Source organism: Sinorhizobium sp. P24N7, from assembly GCF_042436655.1.
GTDB lineage: Bacteria > Pseudomonadota > Alphaproteobacteria > Rhizobiales > Rhizobiaceae > Sinorhizobium > Sinorhizobium meliloti_A.
Map to the genome: position 1 here is coordinate 289,373 of NZ_JBHMIW010000007.1, position 14,955 is coordinate 304,327.

Sequence of the window (14,955 nt, forward strand, 5' to 3'; positions counted from 1 at the left end):
AGGGCATAACTGCAAAGCTCAATACGGCGCCTCGACCGGCCCCATGCCGACATAGACGGTCTTGAGCTCGGTATAGTGGTTCAGCGCCGCGACCGAATTCTCGCGTCCGAAGCCCGACTGCTTGGACCCGCCGAAGGGGATCTCTACCGGGCAGAGATTATAGGTGTTGATCCAGAGCGTGCCGGCCTCGAGCCGGTCGGCGACCCGGTGGGCGCGGGTGAGGTCAGCGGTGAAGACGCCGGCCGATAGGCCGAACTCCGTGGCGTTGGCGCGTCGGATGACTTCCGCCTCGTCGTCGAAATCGAGCACGCACATGACCGGTCCGAAGATTTCTTCCCGCGCGATCGTCATACCGTCGGTGACGTCGGCGAAGACGGTCGGCTGGATATAGGTGCCTTCGCCGCTCACATTGTTGGGAATGCCGCCGCCGGTGACGAGGCGCGCCCCTTCCGCTCTGCCCTTCTCGATATAGGAGAAGACCTTGTCGCGTTGCGCCGCCGAGACCATCGGCCCAAGCTGCGTCGTCTCGTCCAGGGGGTCGCCGATGACGATCGCTTCGGTGCGTTCCTTGAGACGGGCGAGGAAGGGCTCCTTGATCTTCTTCTGCACGAAGACGCGGGTACCGTTGGAGCAGACCTGGCCGGTCGAGTAGAAATTGCCGAGCATTGCGCCGCCGATCGCGCTTTCGAGATCGGAATCCTCGAAGACGATCAGAGGCGACTTGCCGCCGAGCTCCATGGTGACGTGCTTGAGTTCCGCGGCGGCGGCGCCGGCCACCTTCTTTCCGGTCGGCACGGAGCCGGTGAGCGACACCTTTGCGACGTCCGGATGGTTGACGAGGAGCGGGCCCGTCGCGCGGTCACCCTGAATGACGTTGAAGAGGCCCTTCGGCAGACCCGCTTCGATAAGGATTTCGGCGATCTTAAGTGCGCCGAGCGGGGTGTTTTCCGAAGGCTTGAACACCATCGCATTGCCGGCGACGAGTGCGGGCGCACCCTTCCAGCAGGCGATCTGCTGAGGGTAGTTCCAGGCGCCGATGCCGACGCAGACGCCGAGCGGCACCCGCTTGGTATAGGCAAAGTCGCCACCGAGCGGGATATAATCGCCGTTGAGTGCGGCGGGCGCGACGCCGCCGAAAAATTCGAAACTGTCGGCGCCGGACGTCGGGTCGGCCACGATGGTTTCCTGGATCGGCTTGCCCGTGTCGAGCGTTTCGAGCTCGGAAAGCTCGCGGTTGCGCTGGCGCATGATCTCGGCGGCCCGCTTGAGGATGCGGCCGCGCGCGGTCGGGCTCATCGCCGCCCATTCCGGCTGTGCGCGCTTCGCCGCTGCGATCGCCTTTTCGACGATTGCGGGTGTTGCGGCATGGAGGCGGGCGATGACTTCGCCGGTCGCCGGATAGATGCTCTCGATCACCGTGCCGCCGGTGTCCTCGACATATTCGCCGTCGATGAAGTGCGAGGCTTTCGGTTGGGCTCTCATCTCATTCTCCTCGCGGATAGCGTTTGGACTCCTCGAGATTGTCGAGGTTCATGTGATTGCGCATGTATCGCTCCGATGCCTTTTGCAGCGGCTGGTGATCCCAGGGGTAATAGGCGCCGTTTCTCAGCGCCTCGTAGACGACCCAGCGGCGGGCCTGGCTTTCGCGTACGGCAGCATCGAAGGCCTGCATGTCCCAATGGGCGGCGCGCATGTCCTGGAATGCGGTAAGCGTTGCCTGGTCGGCAGGTCCGCGCGGCTTCGCTGCGAGGTTCGTGAGCTCCAGCGGATCGGTCTCGAGGTCGAAGAGCTGGTCCGGATCGAGTGCGCAGTGGACGTATTTCCACTTGCCCTCGCGAATGGCGACCAGCGGCGCATAGGAGGCCTCGGCCGCATATTCCATCAGCACCGGTTCGGTGCGCTCGACGCCGTTGACCATCGGCACGAGGCTGACGCCATCGGTCCAGGGCTTCACTTCCTCGAGCGAAATGCCGGCGAGGTCCGCAAGCGTCGGCGTTACGTCGAGATTGGAGGTCGGCGTCAGATGCAGGCCGGGTGCGATACCGGGGCCGGCAATCATCAGCGGCACGCGCGCCGAGCCTTCGAAGAAGTTCATCTTGAACCAGAGGCCGCGTTCGCCGAGCATGTCGCCGTGGTCGGAACAGAAGAGGATGAGGGTGTCATCGAGCATCCGCGTCCGCGTGAGGGTGTCGACCAGTTCGCCGACCTTCTCGTCGAGATAGGAGATGTTGGCGAAATAGGCGCGGCGAGAGCGGCGGACATTCTCCTCCGTCAGCTCGAAGTTCCGGTAGTCGCAGGACAGCATGATGCGCTGCGAATGCGGGTCCTGGTCGTCGAGGGGGATAGCGTCGACCTCGGGCGTGAGGTGCTCGCAATCCTGGTAGAGCTCCCAGAATTTGCGCCGCGCGACATAGGGGTCGTGCGGATGGGTAAAGGAGACGGTGAGGCACCAGGGGCGCCGGCTCGCATCGTCGTTTTCCCGCGAAAGCTGGTAGAGCTTCTGGTTGGCGAGGAATGCCACCTCGTCGTCATATTCCATCTGGTTGGTGATCTCGGCGACCCCGGCGCCGGTGACGGAACCGAGATTGTGATACCACCAGTCGATGCGCTCGCCCGGCTTGCGGTAATCCGGCGTCCAGCCGAAATCGGCGGGGTAGATATCGGTCGTCAGCCGCTCCTCGAAGCCGTGCAGCTGGTCCGGTCCGACGAAGTGCATCTTGCCGGAAAGCGCGGTGTAATAGCCGGCCCGGCGCAGGTGATGTGCATAGGTCGGGATCGACGACTGGTACTCGGCGGCATTGTCATAAACCCGCGTGCGGCTCGGCAATTGCCCGGCCATGAAGGATGCTCGGGCTGGGGCGCATAGTGGCGACGAGGTGTAGTTGTTGCGGAAACGGGCCGATCGCTTGGCCAGCGCCTTCAGGTTGGGCGCGTGCAGGAAGTCTGCAGGCCCGTCCGGAAAAAGCTTTCCGTTCAACTGGTCCACCATGATGATCAGAATATTCGGCTTCCCGGTGGTCACTTGATCGTTTCCTCGTGGTTCGAATTCTTGCTTCGTCTTGCTTGGCCGGTCGGCGATTGTCAGCTGCGGCTGCCGCCACCTTCTGCCCGCCGGCAGGGAGTGGCTAATCCTCGGAGCAAACCCGGGGAGGGGAGCCTTTCCCGTCGCTCGCCCTCAGATGCGCATTCACGTAATCTTCCGTGAGCGCCACCGAGGCTTCGATGCTGATCGGCGCCGATTTCAAACTTTGCCGGATGTAGAGCCCGTCGATCATCGCAGCGGCGCCCTCGGCGATGCGTTCCGCGTCATCTGCCGGGCAGAGCGCTCTCAGACCCGCGAGCAGGTTTGAGCGCAGCCGCCGCGCATAGATCACCAGCAGCCGCCGCACTTCCTCCGACCGTTGCGCCTCCGAATAGAAGGCGAGCCAGGCTGCGACCGTCTCCGGCGCGAACTGATCGGCGCGAAAACTCACGCTGATCAGAGCACTCACCTTTGCGCGCGGCGTCGAGGCCGCCTTCATCGCAGACACGGCGTCGTCGCGCAGCTTACCGAGAAGGCTGCGGATGGTGGCGATCAGCAACTGTTCCTTGCTGCCGAAATAGTGATGCGCGAGCGCGGGCGAAACGCCGGCCGTCCGCGCGATATCCGACATGGTGACCGCGAGCGTCCCCTGGTCGCCGATCACGCGCAGCGCCGCATCGACCAGCGCCTTGCGGCGCACCGGCTCCATTCCGACCTTGGGCATCTTCGAACTCCTCTGGCTCTAGCTTATTTTTGATTGATCCATCAATCAATAAAAAAATCCTGCGCTTTTCTCTTTCTTTTTGCTTGGAAATCCGGCTCAATCAGCGGGAGGCGTCCATGCGCATAGGCATGACTGGAGGTTGAAATGGTTCACGCGTTCGATCCCGCCGGCAGAGAGGCCCTTGCCGGAAAATGGGGGTGGTTCGTCGCACTCGGCGTGCTTCTGATCATGTGCGGCGGCATCGCCTTCGGAAACCTGCTGATGGCGACAGTCGCCTCCGTCTATTACGTCGGTCTCATCATGCTGATCGGCGGCCTGCTCAACCTCGCCCACGCCTTTCAGGTCAAAAACTGGGGAAGTGTCCTTTACTGGATCTTGAGCGGTGCCTTCTATGCTGCGGCAGGCCTGTTCGCTTTCATCAATCCTGTCCTCGCCTCCTCGGTGCTGACATTTCTGCTGGCGGTGGCGCTGATCGCCGCCGGTTGCTCCCGCATCTGGGTAGGGTTCAGGCTTCGTCCTCTTGGCGGCTGGGGGTGGATGGTCATCGGCGGCCTCGTGACCCTGCTAGCCGGCCTCATCATCGCTGCCGGCTGGCCGGTCGACAGCCTCTGGATACTAGGTCTTTTCCTGGCGGTCGATCTCGTCATGCAGGGGCTGGCCTCGATCGCCTTCGGGGTTCTCGCGAGGGGCTGATCAGGCTTTTCCGAAGCTTCATCAAACTTTCACATTCGCGAAAGATTTCGTTGACGCCTGGCTCCGATGCTGGCGCGCGTTTGTGTGTCCTATCCCTGGAGCCCGGCATGTCGGCCGCCCCCGCAGAAATCCTGTCACTTCGCCGTTTCGGCGACGACCAGATCGTGACCCTTGCCAAACTCGTCATCGAAAATGCCCTCCAGCCGATCGTGGAAGCGGCGACCGGGGCGGTGTTCGGCTATGAATCCCTGATGCGCGGTTTCGAGCGCCTGGGCTTTGCCTCGCCGGTCGAATTGCTCGACAGGGCCGAGAGCGCGGGGCAGTTGCTCGCGCTCGAGCACCTGATCAACAGCCGCGCCGTCGCCGCGTTTGCCGCGCTCCCGGACTTTTCGGCGCGCACGCTCTTTCTCAATTTCGATGCGCGGCTCGTCGGCGCCGAGGGCGATATCGTCGATCGCCTCGTCAACCACTTGAAGCGTGCGAATATCGCGCCGCCCTCCCTTTGCTTCGAACTGTCGGAACGTTTCGACAGCAGCAAGATGCCTGATTTTTCCGCGCTCGTGCGGCAGCTGCGGCTTGCGGGATTCAAGCTCGCGATCGACGATTTCGGTGCGGGGTTCAACGGCTTGAAACTGCTCTGCGACCAGCCGGTCGACTATGTGAAGGTCGACCGGCACTTCATCTGCGATATAGACAAGGACCCCCGCAAGCGGCACCTCGTCCGGCATACGGTCAACATGGCCCATGTGCTCGGGTCGCGGGTCATCGCCGAGGGCGTGGAGACGGAGGCGGAGTTTCTCGTCTGCCGTGATCTCGGTTGCGATCTGATGCAGGGCTACTTCATCGCCCGACCGACGACGCACGTCACGGAGCTGCAGGCCGCCTACGCTCATCTCGAACCGGCGGCCGGCGCTCGGCGCCCGTCTGCGACCCTTGACAGCATCCTGATCCGCAAGGAGATCGAGCAGCTTCCGGCAGCGAGGGAGAGCGACGATCTCGATTCCGTGTTCGACCTCTTCCGGCTCAATCCACGCCAGGCTTTCTTTCCGGTCCTGAATGCCAATGGCGAACCGCGCGGCATCCTGCACGAGTATCACGTCAAGGAGATGATCTATCATCCCTTCGGCCGCGACCTCCTGAAGAACCGCCTCTATCAGCGCCGCATCTCGCATTTCGTCACGCCCGCGCCGATCGCCGATCTCGACACGCCCGCCGACGAGATGCTCAAGATCTTCGCCGGCATGAACGGGAGCGACTGCGTCATCCTCACGGAGAACATGCGCTATGCCGGCATTCTCTCCGCTTCGTCGCTCCTGAAGATCATCAACGAGAAGCAGTTGAAGACGGCCCAGGAGCAGAATCCGTTGACGGGCCTCCCCGGCAATCGCGCGATCCGCGATTATGTCCAGCACGCGATCCTGGACGGCGACCAGGCCCGCTACTTCTGCTACTGCGACTTCGACGATTTCAAACCCTTCAACGATACCTACGGCTTCCAGAAGGGGGATCTCGCGATCACGCTCTTTGCGGCGCTCCTGCGGCGCCACTTCATTGGCGAAGGGAAGTTCCTGGGTCACGTCGGAGGCGACGATTTCTTCGTCGGCATCGACGGTTCCACCGAGGAGGACATACGGGGCGTCCTTTCACGTCTGATCGACGACTTTCGCTCGGACGTCCGCCAGCTCTATTCGCCCGAGCATCTGTCGGCGGGACGGATCAGCGGATATGGCCGCGACGGCACCACGAAGGCTTTCCCCCTGATGCGCTGTTCGATCGCGGTGCTTTTGCTTCCGGAAGGCCTTGTCCTCTCGGACGGACAGACCGTGAGCAAGCGGATTGCGGAGATAAAGGCGCGCGCCAAGGCGAGCGAAGAAGGCCTCGTCATGGAACCCCTCGACCGGACCTGAGCAGCGGATGCACGACGAACTTTCCCGAACGGCAAGAGGGCTATAGGTATAGGCGGAACCGTTTTGCGAGGATGCCGTCATGACCCTTCCGACAGAAATGACCTATGTCGATCTGCCTGGCCCCGGAGGGCCGGAGAATATGGTGCTGGCGCGGGGGGCGATGCCTGAGGTCCGGCCGGGCGACATTCTGATCCGCGTCGAAGCCTTCGGCATCAATCGGCCGGACGTCCTGCAGCGCAAGGGAGACTACCCGCTGCCCGCTGGGGCGAGCCCCATCCTCGGGCTCGAAGTTGCAGGCGAAGTGGTTGCTCTCGGCGAGGGAGCGGCCGGCTTCTCGACCGGCGACAAGGTCTGCGCTCTCGCCAATGGCGGCGCTTACGCGGAATATTGCGCCGTTCCCGCCACCCAGGCCCTTCGCTGGCCCAAGGGCTACGATGCCGCGAAGGCGGCAGCCTTGCCGGAGACTTTCTTCACGGTCTGGGCCAACGTCTTCGACATGGCCCGCCTGAAGGCCGGCGAAACGTTCCTTGTCCATGGAGGATCCAGCGGTATCGGCACGACCGCCATCCAGCTTGCCAAGGCATTCGGTGCAGAGGTCTTCGCGACCGCCGGCAACCTTGCAAAGTGCGAGGCCTGCGAGGCACTCGGGGCGAAACGTGCCATCAATTATCGTGAGGAGGATTTCAGGGCCGTCGTGCTGGAAGAAACCGGTGGTCGCGGGGTCGACGTCATTCTCGATATGGTGGGCGGGCGCTACTTCGATCGCAACATCGGCAGCCTGGCCAAGGACGGGCGCCTGTCGATCATCGCCTTCCTCGGTAGCGCCCGGGTGGAGGACGCCAACATTGCGCCAATTCTCATGAAGCGCCTGCAGATAATGGGTTCGTTGCTCCGGCCGCGCACCGCCGCCGAGAAGCAGGCAATCCGCGACGGGCTGGCGGAAAAGGTCTGGCCGCTGCTGGAAGGGGGCGAAGTTGCGCCGGTCATCCAGGCGATCCTGCCCTTCGCCGAGATTGCCGGCGCTCATCGCCTGATGGAGCAGGGCGATCATATCGGCAAGATCGTGATGCGGATCGGGTAACAACAAACAATAAGACGATGGTCGCCCTTGTATTGGCCCAAAGATCGCTTACGTTGGGATTAACGTCAACGAACAGAAAGGAAGGTGATCCAATGTCTAATGAGATTTCGGACCTCGTAATGGACATGGGAGAGGTGAAGGAGTCGAGGCAGCCCTCGGCTTGATAGCCGCCTTCCTTAGGGTCTCAGCACCCGGCCATTGTGAGGCCAAAGCTCATGGAAGGGCCGCCGCAGGGCGGCCCTTTTCCTATGGAACGGGATGGGAAAAGTGCGTGCGGTTTTCCGCCCGCGTGCCATCCCCTCAGATTCCGAAGCGGCCGAGTGCCGGAATCTTGATGCCGGGCCGCGCGAGGTCGAAGCCCGCCACCAGTCCCATGAAGTGCAGTTCCAGCCCGCTGCGCCAGCCGGCCGAGACGCCGGCGAGGCCGTAAAGCGTCGCATGCAGGTCGCGACCGTCGGCATCGACATGGAACAGTTTCCCCTCCGGCAGATAGTCGCGCCCGACCGCATCCGGCGGCAGCACGACGTCGAGCTCCGGCACCGATCGCAAGACATGGGCGACGAAAGTGTTGGAGTTGGGACCGGGCCAGATTCGATAGGCGCCCGGCGAAGAATAGGGATAAGCCTCGATCGCCGTTTCGATCTTGGGGATCAGGCGCTTGGCTTCCTCGCCCCTGACTACCGCGACGATGCGCGGCTCGTTGGAATACCAGCGTCCGTCGGCCGCATAGGCGTTCTTGCGGATCGGCTTGCCCCAGCCGACCTTCTCATAACGGTTGTATGTAGGCGCCCCTTCGTCTTTGGTGACGATCCAGGCGTGGCTTGCTACCGCCCCCTTCATGCCTCCGGTGGTCGCCGAGAAGACGTATATCGCCGCCTGCGGGCTCGCAGCCGCATCCGCCAGAATACCTGACGACGACCAGTCCGCGTCGTGCCAGCTCTGCGGCCGCTCCTTGAGGTACCACAGGCCCGCCGAGGCGAGCGCCGGAAGCAGGTAGACGACGGCGAAAACGAGAAAGAGCTTGCGGAGGAATTTCATCTGCGGTGACTTTTCTGCCGTGGGATTCCTGATAGATGCATATCCGAAACTTGGAAAATTGAGGGCAGCCGATGTCGAATCCGGTTCTGGTCGAAGTAACGCGCGGAAATCTGGTCGAAAGCCGCCATCGGGGCATGATCGTCGCCGTCGATGGCGACGGAAAGATGCTGTTTTCCCTTGGTCAAACGGATGCTCATATCTTTCCGCGCTCCGCCTGCAAGGCAATGCAGGCGCTGCCGCTGATCGAAAGCGGTGCCGCCGACGCCTATGGGTTCGGCGATCGGGAGTTGGCGCTGGCCTGCTCGTCGCATTCGGGGGAGCCGGAACATGTGGCGCTCGCCGCCAAAATGCTGGCGGCTGCGGGGCGGGACGTCCAGGCGCTTGAGTGCGGCGCCCATTGGTCCTCCGACCAGAAGACGCTGATCGCCCAGGCCCGCTCACTCGAAGCGCCGAGCGCGCTCCACAACAACTGCTCGGGCAAGCATGCGGGCTTCGTCTGCGCCTGCTGCCATTCCGGGACCGAGGTCGAAGGCTATATCGGCTATGACCACCCGATCCAGCGGGAAATCCGCGGCGTCATAGCGGAGCTGACGGGAGCGGTTCTTGATCGCGACAATTGCGGCGTCGACGGCTGCTCGATCCCCACCTACGCGCTCTCGATGAAAGGACTTGCTCATGGATTTGCCAGGATGGCGAGCGGGGTCGGCCTCGGGACGGAGCGGGCGCGGGCCTCGAAGCGTCTCATCGACGCCTGCATGGCCGAACCCTTCTACGTCGCCGGCACCAAGCGCGCTTGCACGCGGCTGATGAAGACGGCTCCCGGCCGCATTTTTGCGAAGACCGGCGCCGAGGGCGTATTCTGTGCGGCGATACCGGAAAAGGGTATCGGCATCGCGCTGAAATGCGAGGACGGCACGACCCGGGCCGCCGAGGCGATGGTCGCCGCGACGCTTGCGCGCTTCTTTTCGGACGATGACGAAATCCATGAGGCGTTGATGGCTCAGGCCAATCACGCGATGCGCAACTGGAACGGAATGCACGTCGGCGACGTGCGGGTGACGGAAGCCTTTGCCGCCTGACGCGATCTCGCTCAGGACTTGTCAATCGCGGCGATTCGATCTTCTGTGCTTCGGCGCCGCCGTCAGCCGCGCAATTTGGGAGGAAGAACGATGCTGAAACTGTTTTATACGCCTGGAACCTGCTCGCTTGCCTCGCACATCGCGCTGGAGGAAGCCGGTGCCGGCTATGAAGTGCATCGGGTCGATTTCTCCAAAGCCGAGCAGACCAAGCCGGACTACCTCACCATCAACCCCAAGGGGCGGGTGCCCGCCCTCGTGACCGACCGCGGTATCCTGACGGAGACGCCGGCCATTCTCGCCTATATCGCCCAAAGCTTCCCGAAGGCGCGGCTTGCGCCGCTTGACGATCCTTTCGAGTTCGCGCGGCTGCAGTCGTTTCTGAGCTATCTCTGCTCGACGGTTCACGTCGCTCATGCCCATGCGCGCCGGGCCGCGCGGTGGGCAGACGACCCGGCGGCGCAGGAGGCGATGAAGGCCAAGGTGCCGCAGAACATGGCCGACTGCTTCGCGCTGATCGAGCGCACGATGTTCGTCGGCCCTTTTGTCAGGGGTGACGCCTATTCGGTCGCCGATCCCTATCTCTTCACCATCGCCGGCTGGCTCGAGTCGGACGGTGTCGATCCGGCCCGGTTTCCGCGGATCCTCGACCATCGCAACCGGATGGCCGAGCGTCCGGCCGTCGCCAAGGTTCTGGCCGAAGTGCAGTCGTAACGGCAATCGGCCGGGATCGGCAGAGCCGAAGCGTTGAAACGGGCGTTGGTCGCCCTCAGTTGCAGAGGTTCTCCGCCCCAGTGCGCGGCCAAGGCCATCCGGGGAACGGCAGATCCGCGAGTTCGCGTTCACCCATACGGAAGAGATCCGGATGCTGGAGAGGGTCGCGCGTCCAGTCGGAGGCGAGTCCTCGAACACTGTCGGACGAGGCCCCGGGGCGCTTCAGTATTGAGAAAACCTTCAGCATGTCGTCACCGTTCAGCTCGGATTGGAGTAGCGCGGCCGGTCACGCCGGCCGCCCAACCCTTTAACCTGTTGAAGGAGAATCCACCTCTTTGTCGAAGTTTGCAATTGAGATTGCGACGGCAGCGGTTTAGAAAAACTATATGAAAGACCTGAATACGGTTCACCTGAACGGACTGCGCGCGGCCGAAGCGGTCGGCCGCCTGGGCTCGCTCGCCGCTGCGGCGGAGGAGCTCGGCGTCACCGCCGGCGCAGTCAGCCAGCAGATTGCAAAGACCGAGGCGCAACTCGGTCGTACGCTTTTCGAGCGCTCGCCGCGGGGGCTTGTGGTTTCGGATAGCGGACGCGCGCTGCTGACGCGATTGTCGAGCGCGTTCAGGGAGCTCGCCGAGGCAGTCGCGCAGGCACGCCGTCGTGACGATTCGGTATTGACGGTGTCGGTCGCGCCGGTTTTTGCGGCGCGCTGGCTCGTCTACCGGCTGGACCGCTTCGCCGAGCGTAATCCGGATATCCGGCTGAGGATCGACGCGACCACGACGCTCGCCAATCTGGAGACCTCCGATGTCGATCTCGGCATCCGCGTCGGGGCTGGACGCTGGCCGGGCGTGCGATCGGAACTGCTGCTCGAGCAGGAGGTCTTCCCGGTCTGCTCGCCGGCACTGGCCGCCGGACTTCGTGAGCCCGCGGACATACTGAAGCTGCCCGCGGTGATCGATGCGCACGCAATGTTTTCCTGGGAACTATGGCTCAAGACCGCCGGCCTCACCGGTGCGGCCATGACGGTGCGCCACACCTTCAACGACGCTTCCCTGGCGCTCGATGCGGCGATTGCCGGGCAGGGGGTGATGCTTGCCTGGCAGACGCTTGCCGGATACGCGCTGCTGAGGGGGTCTCTCGTGGCGCCGTTCGGCATTCGCGCCAAGACCGGCTTCGGGCACTACTTCGTCACCTCCGTCTCACGCCGCGAAAGCAAGGGCGCTGCCGCCTTCAAGCGCTGGGTGCGCGAGGAAGTCGAGGACGGAATGCGGCAGCTCGCGGCGATGACGGGATGAGAAGAGCCTTCGCTCACCCAGCCAGGTGCCTTATTCCGGTTCCTTCAGCCGTTCCTCCATCATCGCCTTGAAGGCGGGGCGGGATTGGCAGCGCGCCAGCCAGGCCTTGACCTGGCGGTGCTTTTCGAAAAGGTCCGTCTGGCTCATCGTGTAGCGGAAAACCTCCGCGAGATTAAGGTCCGCGACGGTAAAGCGGTCACCCACAACGTAGTCGCGATCGGCGAGGTGCGTTTCGAGTACGGAAAAGGCTTTTTCAAGGGAGCGGGCGCAGGCCGCGATCTCCGCCCGCCCTTCCGGCGTGTCCTTGATCCCGTTGTCATAGGCGAGAACGATCTTCACCGCATGCGGCTCGACCTCGGTCGCCGCCCACATCGTCCAGTTACCGATCTGCCCTTCCTCCCGGATATCGGCCGGTGACAGTGGTCCGCCGTGTTTGCGGGCGAGATAAAGATTGTTGGCGAGCGACTCGGTCAGCACCAACCCGTCATCCTCGATCGCGGGTATGAGGCCCATCGGATTTATGGCGAGGAAGCCCGGCGACTTCGTATTGAGGGGGGCATCCGCGGCCAGCGGATCGGCGACCCGGCGCGCCTGGACAACCGGCACCGACCGGAAGGGCAGGCCGAGTTCCCCCGCCATCCAGTAGTTGCGCGACGCGCGCGAACGGTAAACTCCATAGATCGTCAGCATTTCCCGCGTCCTCCGATTGTCGTTCAGCTCCTTGCAGCGCGCGCGTCGGACAGACGCGCAAAGATCGCTGTAACTCCTGCATGGTCATGCTGTAGGCCATCACCGTCCTCGGCAGAAGCCGTCGGCAATGATAGGTCGCATGAATTCTTTTGATGCGAAGTGGTTCCGCGCAACCTTTAGACGATTTTTCGCTGTGGAGTTTAGGGAAGCATAACCTCTTTTCGCTAAATCTGCGCGAGCGCCGCTCCTTCGGAGGTTTCGCTTGGCAAGAAAAACGTCCCGCAGCATCCGATATGCCGACCTGAACGCGGACGACAATGCGCAGACGCGCCGGCTGATCGATGCCGGCAGCCGCCTTGCCGACGAGGTCGCGCGTCTCTTTCCGCCCGAACCCGACATGGCCGACCGCCACTACTGGCTCGAAGCGATGATCAACCACGTTCCCGATTATATCTATGCGAAGGATACGGCGGGGCGCTTCCTGATCGCCAACGAGGCGACGGTCGCCGACAACGGCCTTGAATGCCTGCGAGACCTCGTCGGCAAGACCGATTTCGATCTGCACCCGCACGAGTTCGCCCAGGCCGTCGCCGATACCGAGCGACGCGTGTTGGAAACCGGCGAACCGATCTTCGGCATCGAGGAACGCGCCATCGTGACCAAGGGCCGCGATCGCTGGCTGATGACCTCGAAAGTGCCCTTGCGCAGCAAGAGCGGCGGGATCATCGGTATCGTCGGCATCTCGCGCGATATCAGCGATCGCAAGGCCGCGGAGCGCCTGCTCGAAGGTCAGGCCCGGTTGCTGGAAATGATCGCCAAGGGCAGGCCCCTTGGTGAGTTCTTCCACGAGCTGGTGCTGATGATCGAAGCGCTGCTGCCCGGGATCAAGGCCTCCATCCTGCTCCTTTCGGAGGATGGCGGGCATCTCCTGCACGGCGCTGCCCCCAGCCTCGACGCGGATTATTGCGCTGCCATCCATGGCATCGAGATCGGCCCTGCGGCCGGCTCCTGCGGAACGGCTGCCTGGTGCGGCGAACAGGTGATCGTTTCCGACGTCTTCGCCGATCCGCTCTGGGAGGAATACGCGCCTCTCCTGGGGCCTTCCGGCCTCCGCTCCTGCTGGTCCACGCCCATCCTGTCGCGCGAGCGCAATGTGCTCGGGACATTCGCGCTGTACGCGCAGGAGGTTGGAACGCCGAGCGAGCAGCAGCAGGAACTGATTGCCATGGCCGCTCATCTCGCCGGAATAGCGATCGAGCGCAAGCGGGCGGAGGACCGCATCGGTTTCATGGCCCATCACGACGCCTTGACGGGGCTGCCGAACCGCGTCCTTTTCGAGGAGCAGGTCGCCGGCATGCTCGAGGAGATCCGCGAGCGGGATCAATGGGCCGTGCTCGCCTTTCTCGACCTCGACGATTTCAAACTGATCAATGACAGCCTTGGGCACGCCACAGGTGATGAGCTCCTGAAGGTCGTAGCCGGGCGCATGCGGGGTGCCGTGCGCAGGTCCGATTCCGTCGTGCGCGTCGGCGGCGACGAGTTCATCATCCTCCTGAACGGCCTGCCGAAGGAGCGGGACGTCGTTCTGTCGCGGCTGGAGGACATCCGCGCTGCAATCGCCATGCCGGTGCAGTTGCAGGGCCGCTCCCTGCAGGTGAACTGCAGCATGGGCGTGGCCTGCTTCCCCAACCAGGGCACGACGGCGGGCGAACTTCTCGCCAATGCCGACATGGCCATGTATCGCGCCAAGGAGCTCGGCCGCAACAACATCCAGGTCTTCACCGAGGCGATGGCCGCCAGAGCCCATGAAAAACTCCAGTCGCAAGAAGAGCTTCGCGAGGCGCTTGCGCGGGAGGAGTTCCTGCTGCATTTCCAACCGCAGATGAGCCTCGAGACCGGCCGCATCTTCGCTGCGGAGGCGCTGTTGCGCTGGCAGCACCCGGTGCGCGGCATCATCTCGCCCGCGGCATTCATTCCGCTCGCCGAGGAAACCGGTCTGATCGTCCCGATTGGAGACTGGGTCCTGCGCGCCGCCTGCCGCCAGCTGAAGGCCTGGCAGGACGCCGGTCTGCCGCCGCTGATCGTCAGCGTCAACGTTTCAGCGCGGCAGTTCCGCGAGCGCAACTGGGCGGCGCGTGTGGCGGCGGTTTTGGAGGAGACCGGCCTCGAGGCCCGTTACCTCGAACTCGAGCTCACCGAAAGTCTGATCATGCAGGACGTGCCGGGGGCGATCGCCACGATGCATGCGCTGGAGGCGATCGGCGTGCACCTTGCGATCGACGATTTCGGGACAGGCTATTCGAGCCTCAGCGCGCTCAAGCGCTTCCCGGTGCGCCGGCTGAAGATCGACCGGTCCTTCGTGACGGACATTCCGGACGATGCCGACGACATGGCGATTACATCCGCGATCATCTCGCTTGCACAGAAGCTCGGCCTGCGCGTCATTGCCGAGGGTGTCGAGACAAAGGCCCAGGTCGAGTTTCTCAAAGAAAGCGGCTGCGACGAGATCCAGGGCTATTTCTTCAGCCAGCCCTTGTCGGGCGAGGATTTCGAAGCGCTGCTTTCCTCCCAGCGGCCGTGATGTTCGCGAGCGGCCGTAAATGCAATCTGGTGCCACAGGGAGCGGTTTCCGCTTGCGTCCCGTTCCGACTTGCCGATAACCATTCGAGACGGCTTCGCAACGATTCACTTTCGAAGCACCTTGATCCGGCCCTC

12 protein-coding genes are annotated in these 14,955 nt (G+C 63.3%); 7 read left to right on the top strand and 5 right to left on the bottom strand.

Annotated features, from left to right (window positions below; all coding sequences use genetic code 11):
* Positions 1–18: 18 nt before the first annotated feature.
* The 3 genes from betB to betI all read right to left on the bottom strand — a co-directional run bounded on the left by betB (position 19) and on the right by betI (position 3,746).
* The gene (gene betB, locus ACFHWW_RS14765; RefSeq protein ID WP_379938928.1) at positions 19–1,482 is read right to left on the bottom strand and encodes a betaine-aldehyde dehydrogenase; all 1,464 of its coding nucleotides are present in this window, start codon (positions 1,480–1,482) and stop codon (positions 19–21) included.
* 1 nt (position 1,483) lies between these two features.
* On the bottom strand, positions 1,484–3,022 hold the full coding sequence (gene betC, locus ACFHWW_RS14770) for a choline-sulfatase (RefSeq protein ID WP_379938930.1): 1,539 nt from the start codon (positions 3,020–3,022) through the stop codon (positions 1,484–1,486).
* A 103-nt stretch (positions 3,023–3,125) separates the two neighbouring features.
* Positions 3,126–3,746, bottom strand: a complete 621-nt coding sequence (gene betI, locus ACFHWW_RS14775; protein WP_018094490.1) for a transcriptional regulator BetI — start codon at positions 3,744–3,746, stop codon at positions 3,126–3,128.
* Between the two features lie 144 nt (positions 3,747–3,890).
* Here betI and ACFHWW_RS14780 point away from each other — a divergent pair, with 144 nt between their 5' ends.
* The 3 genes from ACFHWW_RS14780 (at position 3,891) to ACFHWW_RS14790 (ending at position 7,427) form a co-directional block, all read left to right on the top strand.
* Positions 3,891–4,439: an HdeD family acid-resistance protein gene (locus ACFHWW_RS14780; protein WP_018094491.1), complete on the top strand. Its 549-nt coding sequence runs from the start codon at positions 3,891–3,893 to the stop codon at positions 4,437–4,439.
* A 107-nt stretch (positions 4,440–4,546) separates the two neighbouring features.
* Positions 4,547–6,346 carry an EAL domain-containing protein gene (locus ACFHWW_RS14785; protein WP_379938933.1) on the top strand — a complete coding sequence of 600 codons (1,800 nt, stop codon included), beginning with the start codon at positions 4,547–4,549 and terminating at the stop codon, positions 6,344–6,346.
* A 79-nt stretch (positions 6,347–6,425) separates the two neighbouring features.
* Positions 6,426–7,427, top strand: coding sequence for an NAD(P)H-quinone oxidoreductase (locus tag ACFHWW_RS14790; protein ID WP_379938935.1), 1,002 nt, complete (start codon positions 6,426–6,428; stop codon positions 7,425–7,427).
* A 300-nt stretch (positions 7,428–7,727) separates the two neighbouring features.
* Here ACFHWW_RS14790 and ACFHWW_RS14795 read toward each other — a convergent pair whose 3' ends face one another.
* A complete protein-coding gene (locus tag ACFHWW_RS14795) occupies positions 7,728–8,465 on the bottom strand; it encodes a DUF3750 domain-containing protein (protein WP_379938937.1) in 738 nt (245 codons plus the stop codon).
* A 71-nt stretch (positions 8,466–8,536) separates the two neighbouring features.
* On the opposite strand from ACFHWW_RS14795, the gene ACFHWW_RS14800 reads away from it, so the two are divergent.
* The 3 genes from ACFHWW_RS14800 to ACFHWW_RS14810 all read left to right on the top strand — a co-directional run bounded on the left by ACFHWW_RS14800 (position 8,537) and on the right by ACFHWW_RS14810 (position 11,550).
* The gene (locus ACFHWW_RS14800; RefSeq protein ID WP_379938939.1) at positions 8,537–9,544 is read left to right on the top strand and encodes an asparaginase; all 1,008 of its coding nucleotides are present in this window, start codon (positions 8,537–8,539) and stop codon (positions 9,542–9,544) included.
* A 90-nt stretch (positions 9,545–9,634) separates the two neighbouring features.
* A complete protein-coding gene (locus ACFHWW_RS14805; RefSeq protein ID WP_003536681.1) occupies positions 9,635–10,255 on the top strand; it encodes a glutathione S-transferase family protein in 621 nt (206 codons plus the stop codon).
* A 386-nt stretch (positions 10,256–10,641) separates the two neighbouring features.
* Positions 10,642–11,550, top strand: coding sequence for a LysR substrate-binding domain-containing protein (locus tag ACFHWW_RS14810; protein WP_379938941.1), 909 nt, complete (start codon positions 10,642–10,644; stop codon positions 11,548–11,550).
* A gap of 30 nt (positions 11,551–11,580) precedes the next feature.
* On the opposite strand, the gene ACFHWW_RS14815 is transcribed toward ACFHWW_RS14810, so the two are convergent.
* A complete protein-coding gene (locus tag ACFHWW_RS14815; protein WP_379938943.1) occupies positions 11,581–12,240 on the bottom strand; it encodes a glutathione S-transferase family protein in 660 nt (219 codons plus the stop codon).
* A 262-nt stretch (positions 12,241–12,502) separates the two neighbouring features.
* Here ACFHWW_RS14815 and ACFHWW_RS14820 point away from each other — a divergent pair, with 262 nt between their 5' ends.
* Positions 12,503–14,821, top strand: coding sequence for an EAL domain-containing protein (locus tag ACFHWW_RS14820; protein WP_379938945.1), 2,319 nt, complete (start codon positions 12,503–12,505; stop codon positions 14,819–14,821).
* Positions 14,822–14,955: the final 134 nt, after the last annotated feature.

What these genes read in the sequence shown, in the direction of transcription:
- betB (WP_379938928.1), bottom strand. Translation starts at nt 1,482, where the DNA reads ATGAGAGCCCAACCGAAAGCCTCGCACTTCATCGACGGCGAATATGTC.
- betI (WP_018094490.1), bottom strand. Translation starts at nt 3,746, where the DNA reads ATGCCCAAGGTCGGAATGGAGCCGGTGCGCCGCAAGGCGCTGGTCGAT.
- ACFHWW_RS14780 (WP_018094491.1), top strand. Translation starts at nt 3,891, where the DNA reads ATGGTTCACGCGTTCGATCCCGCCGGCAGAGAGGCCCTTGCCGGAAAA.
- ACFHWW_RS14785 (WP_379938933.1), top strand. Translation starts at nt 4,547, where the DNA reads ATGTCGGCCGCCCCCGCAGAAATCCTGTCACTTCGCCGTTTCGGCGAC.
- ACFHWW_RS14790 (WP_379938935.1), top strand. Translation starts at nt 6,426, where the DNA reads ATGACCCTTCCGACAGAAATGACCTATGTCGATCTGCCTGGCCCCGGA.
- ACFHWW_RS14795 (WP_379938937.1), bottom strand. Translation starts at nt 8,465, where the DNA reads ATGAAATTCCTCCGCAAGCTCTTTCTCGTTTTCGCCGTCGTCTACCTG.
- ACFHWW_RS14800 (WP_379938939.1), top strand. Translation starts at nt 8,537, where the DNA reads ATGTCGAATCCGGTTCTGGTCGAAGTAACGCGCGGAAATCTGGTCGAA.
- ACFHWW_RS14805 (WP_003536681.1), top strand. Translation starts at nt 9,635, where the DNA reads ATGCTGAAACTGTTTTATACGCCTGGAACCTGCTCGCTTGCCTCGCAC.
- ACFHWW_RS14810 (WP_379938941.1), top strand. Translation starts at nt 10,642, where the DNA reads ATGAAAGACCTGAATACGGTTCACCTGAACGGACTGCGCGCGGCCGAA.
- ACFHWW_RS14815 (WP_379938943.1), bottom strand. Translation starts at nt 12,240, where the DNA reads ATGCTGACGATCTATGGAGTTTACCGTTCGCGCGCGTCGCGCAACTAC.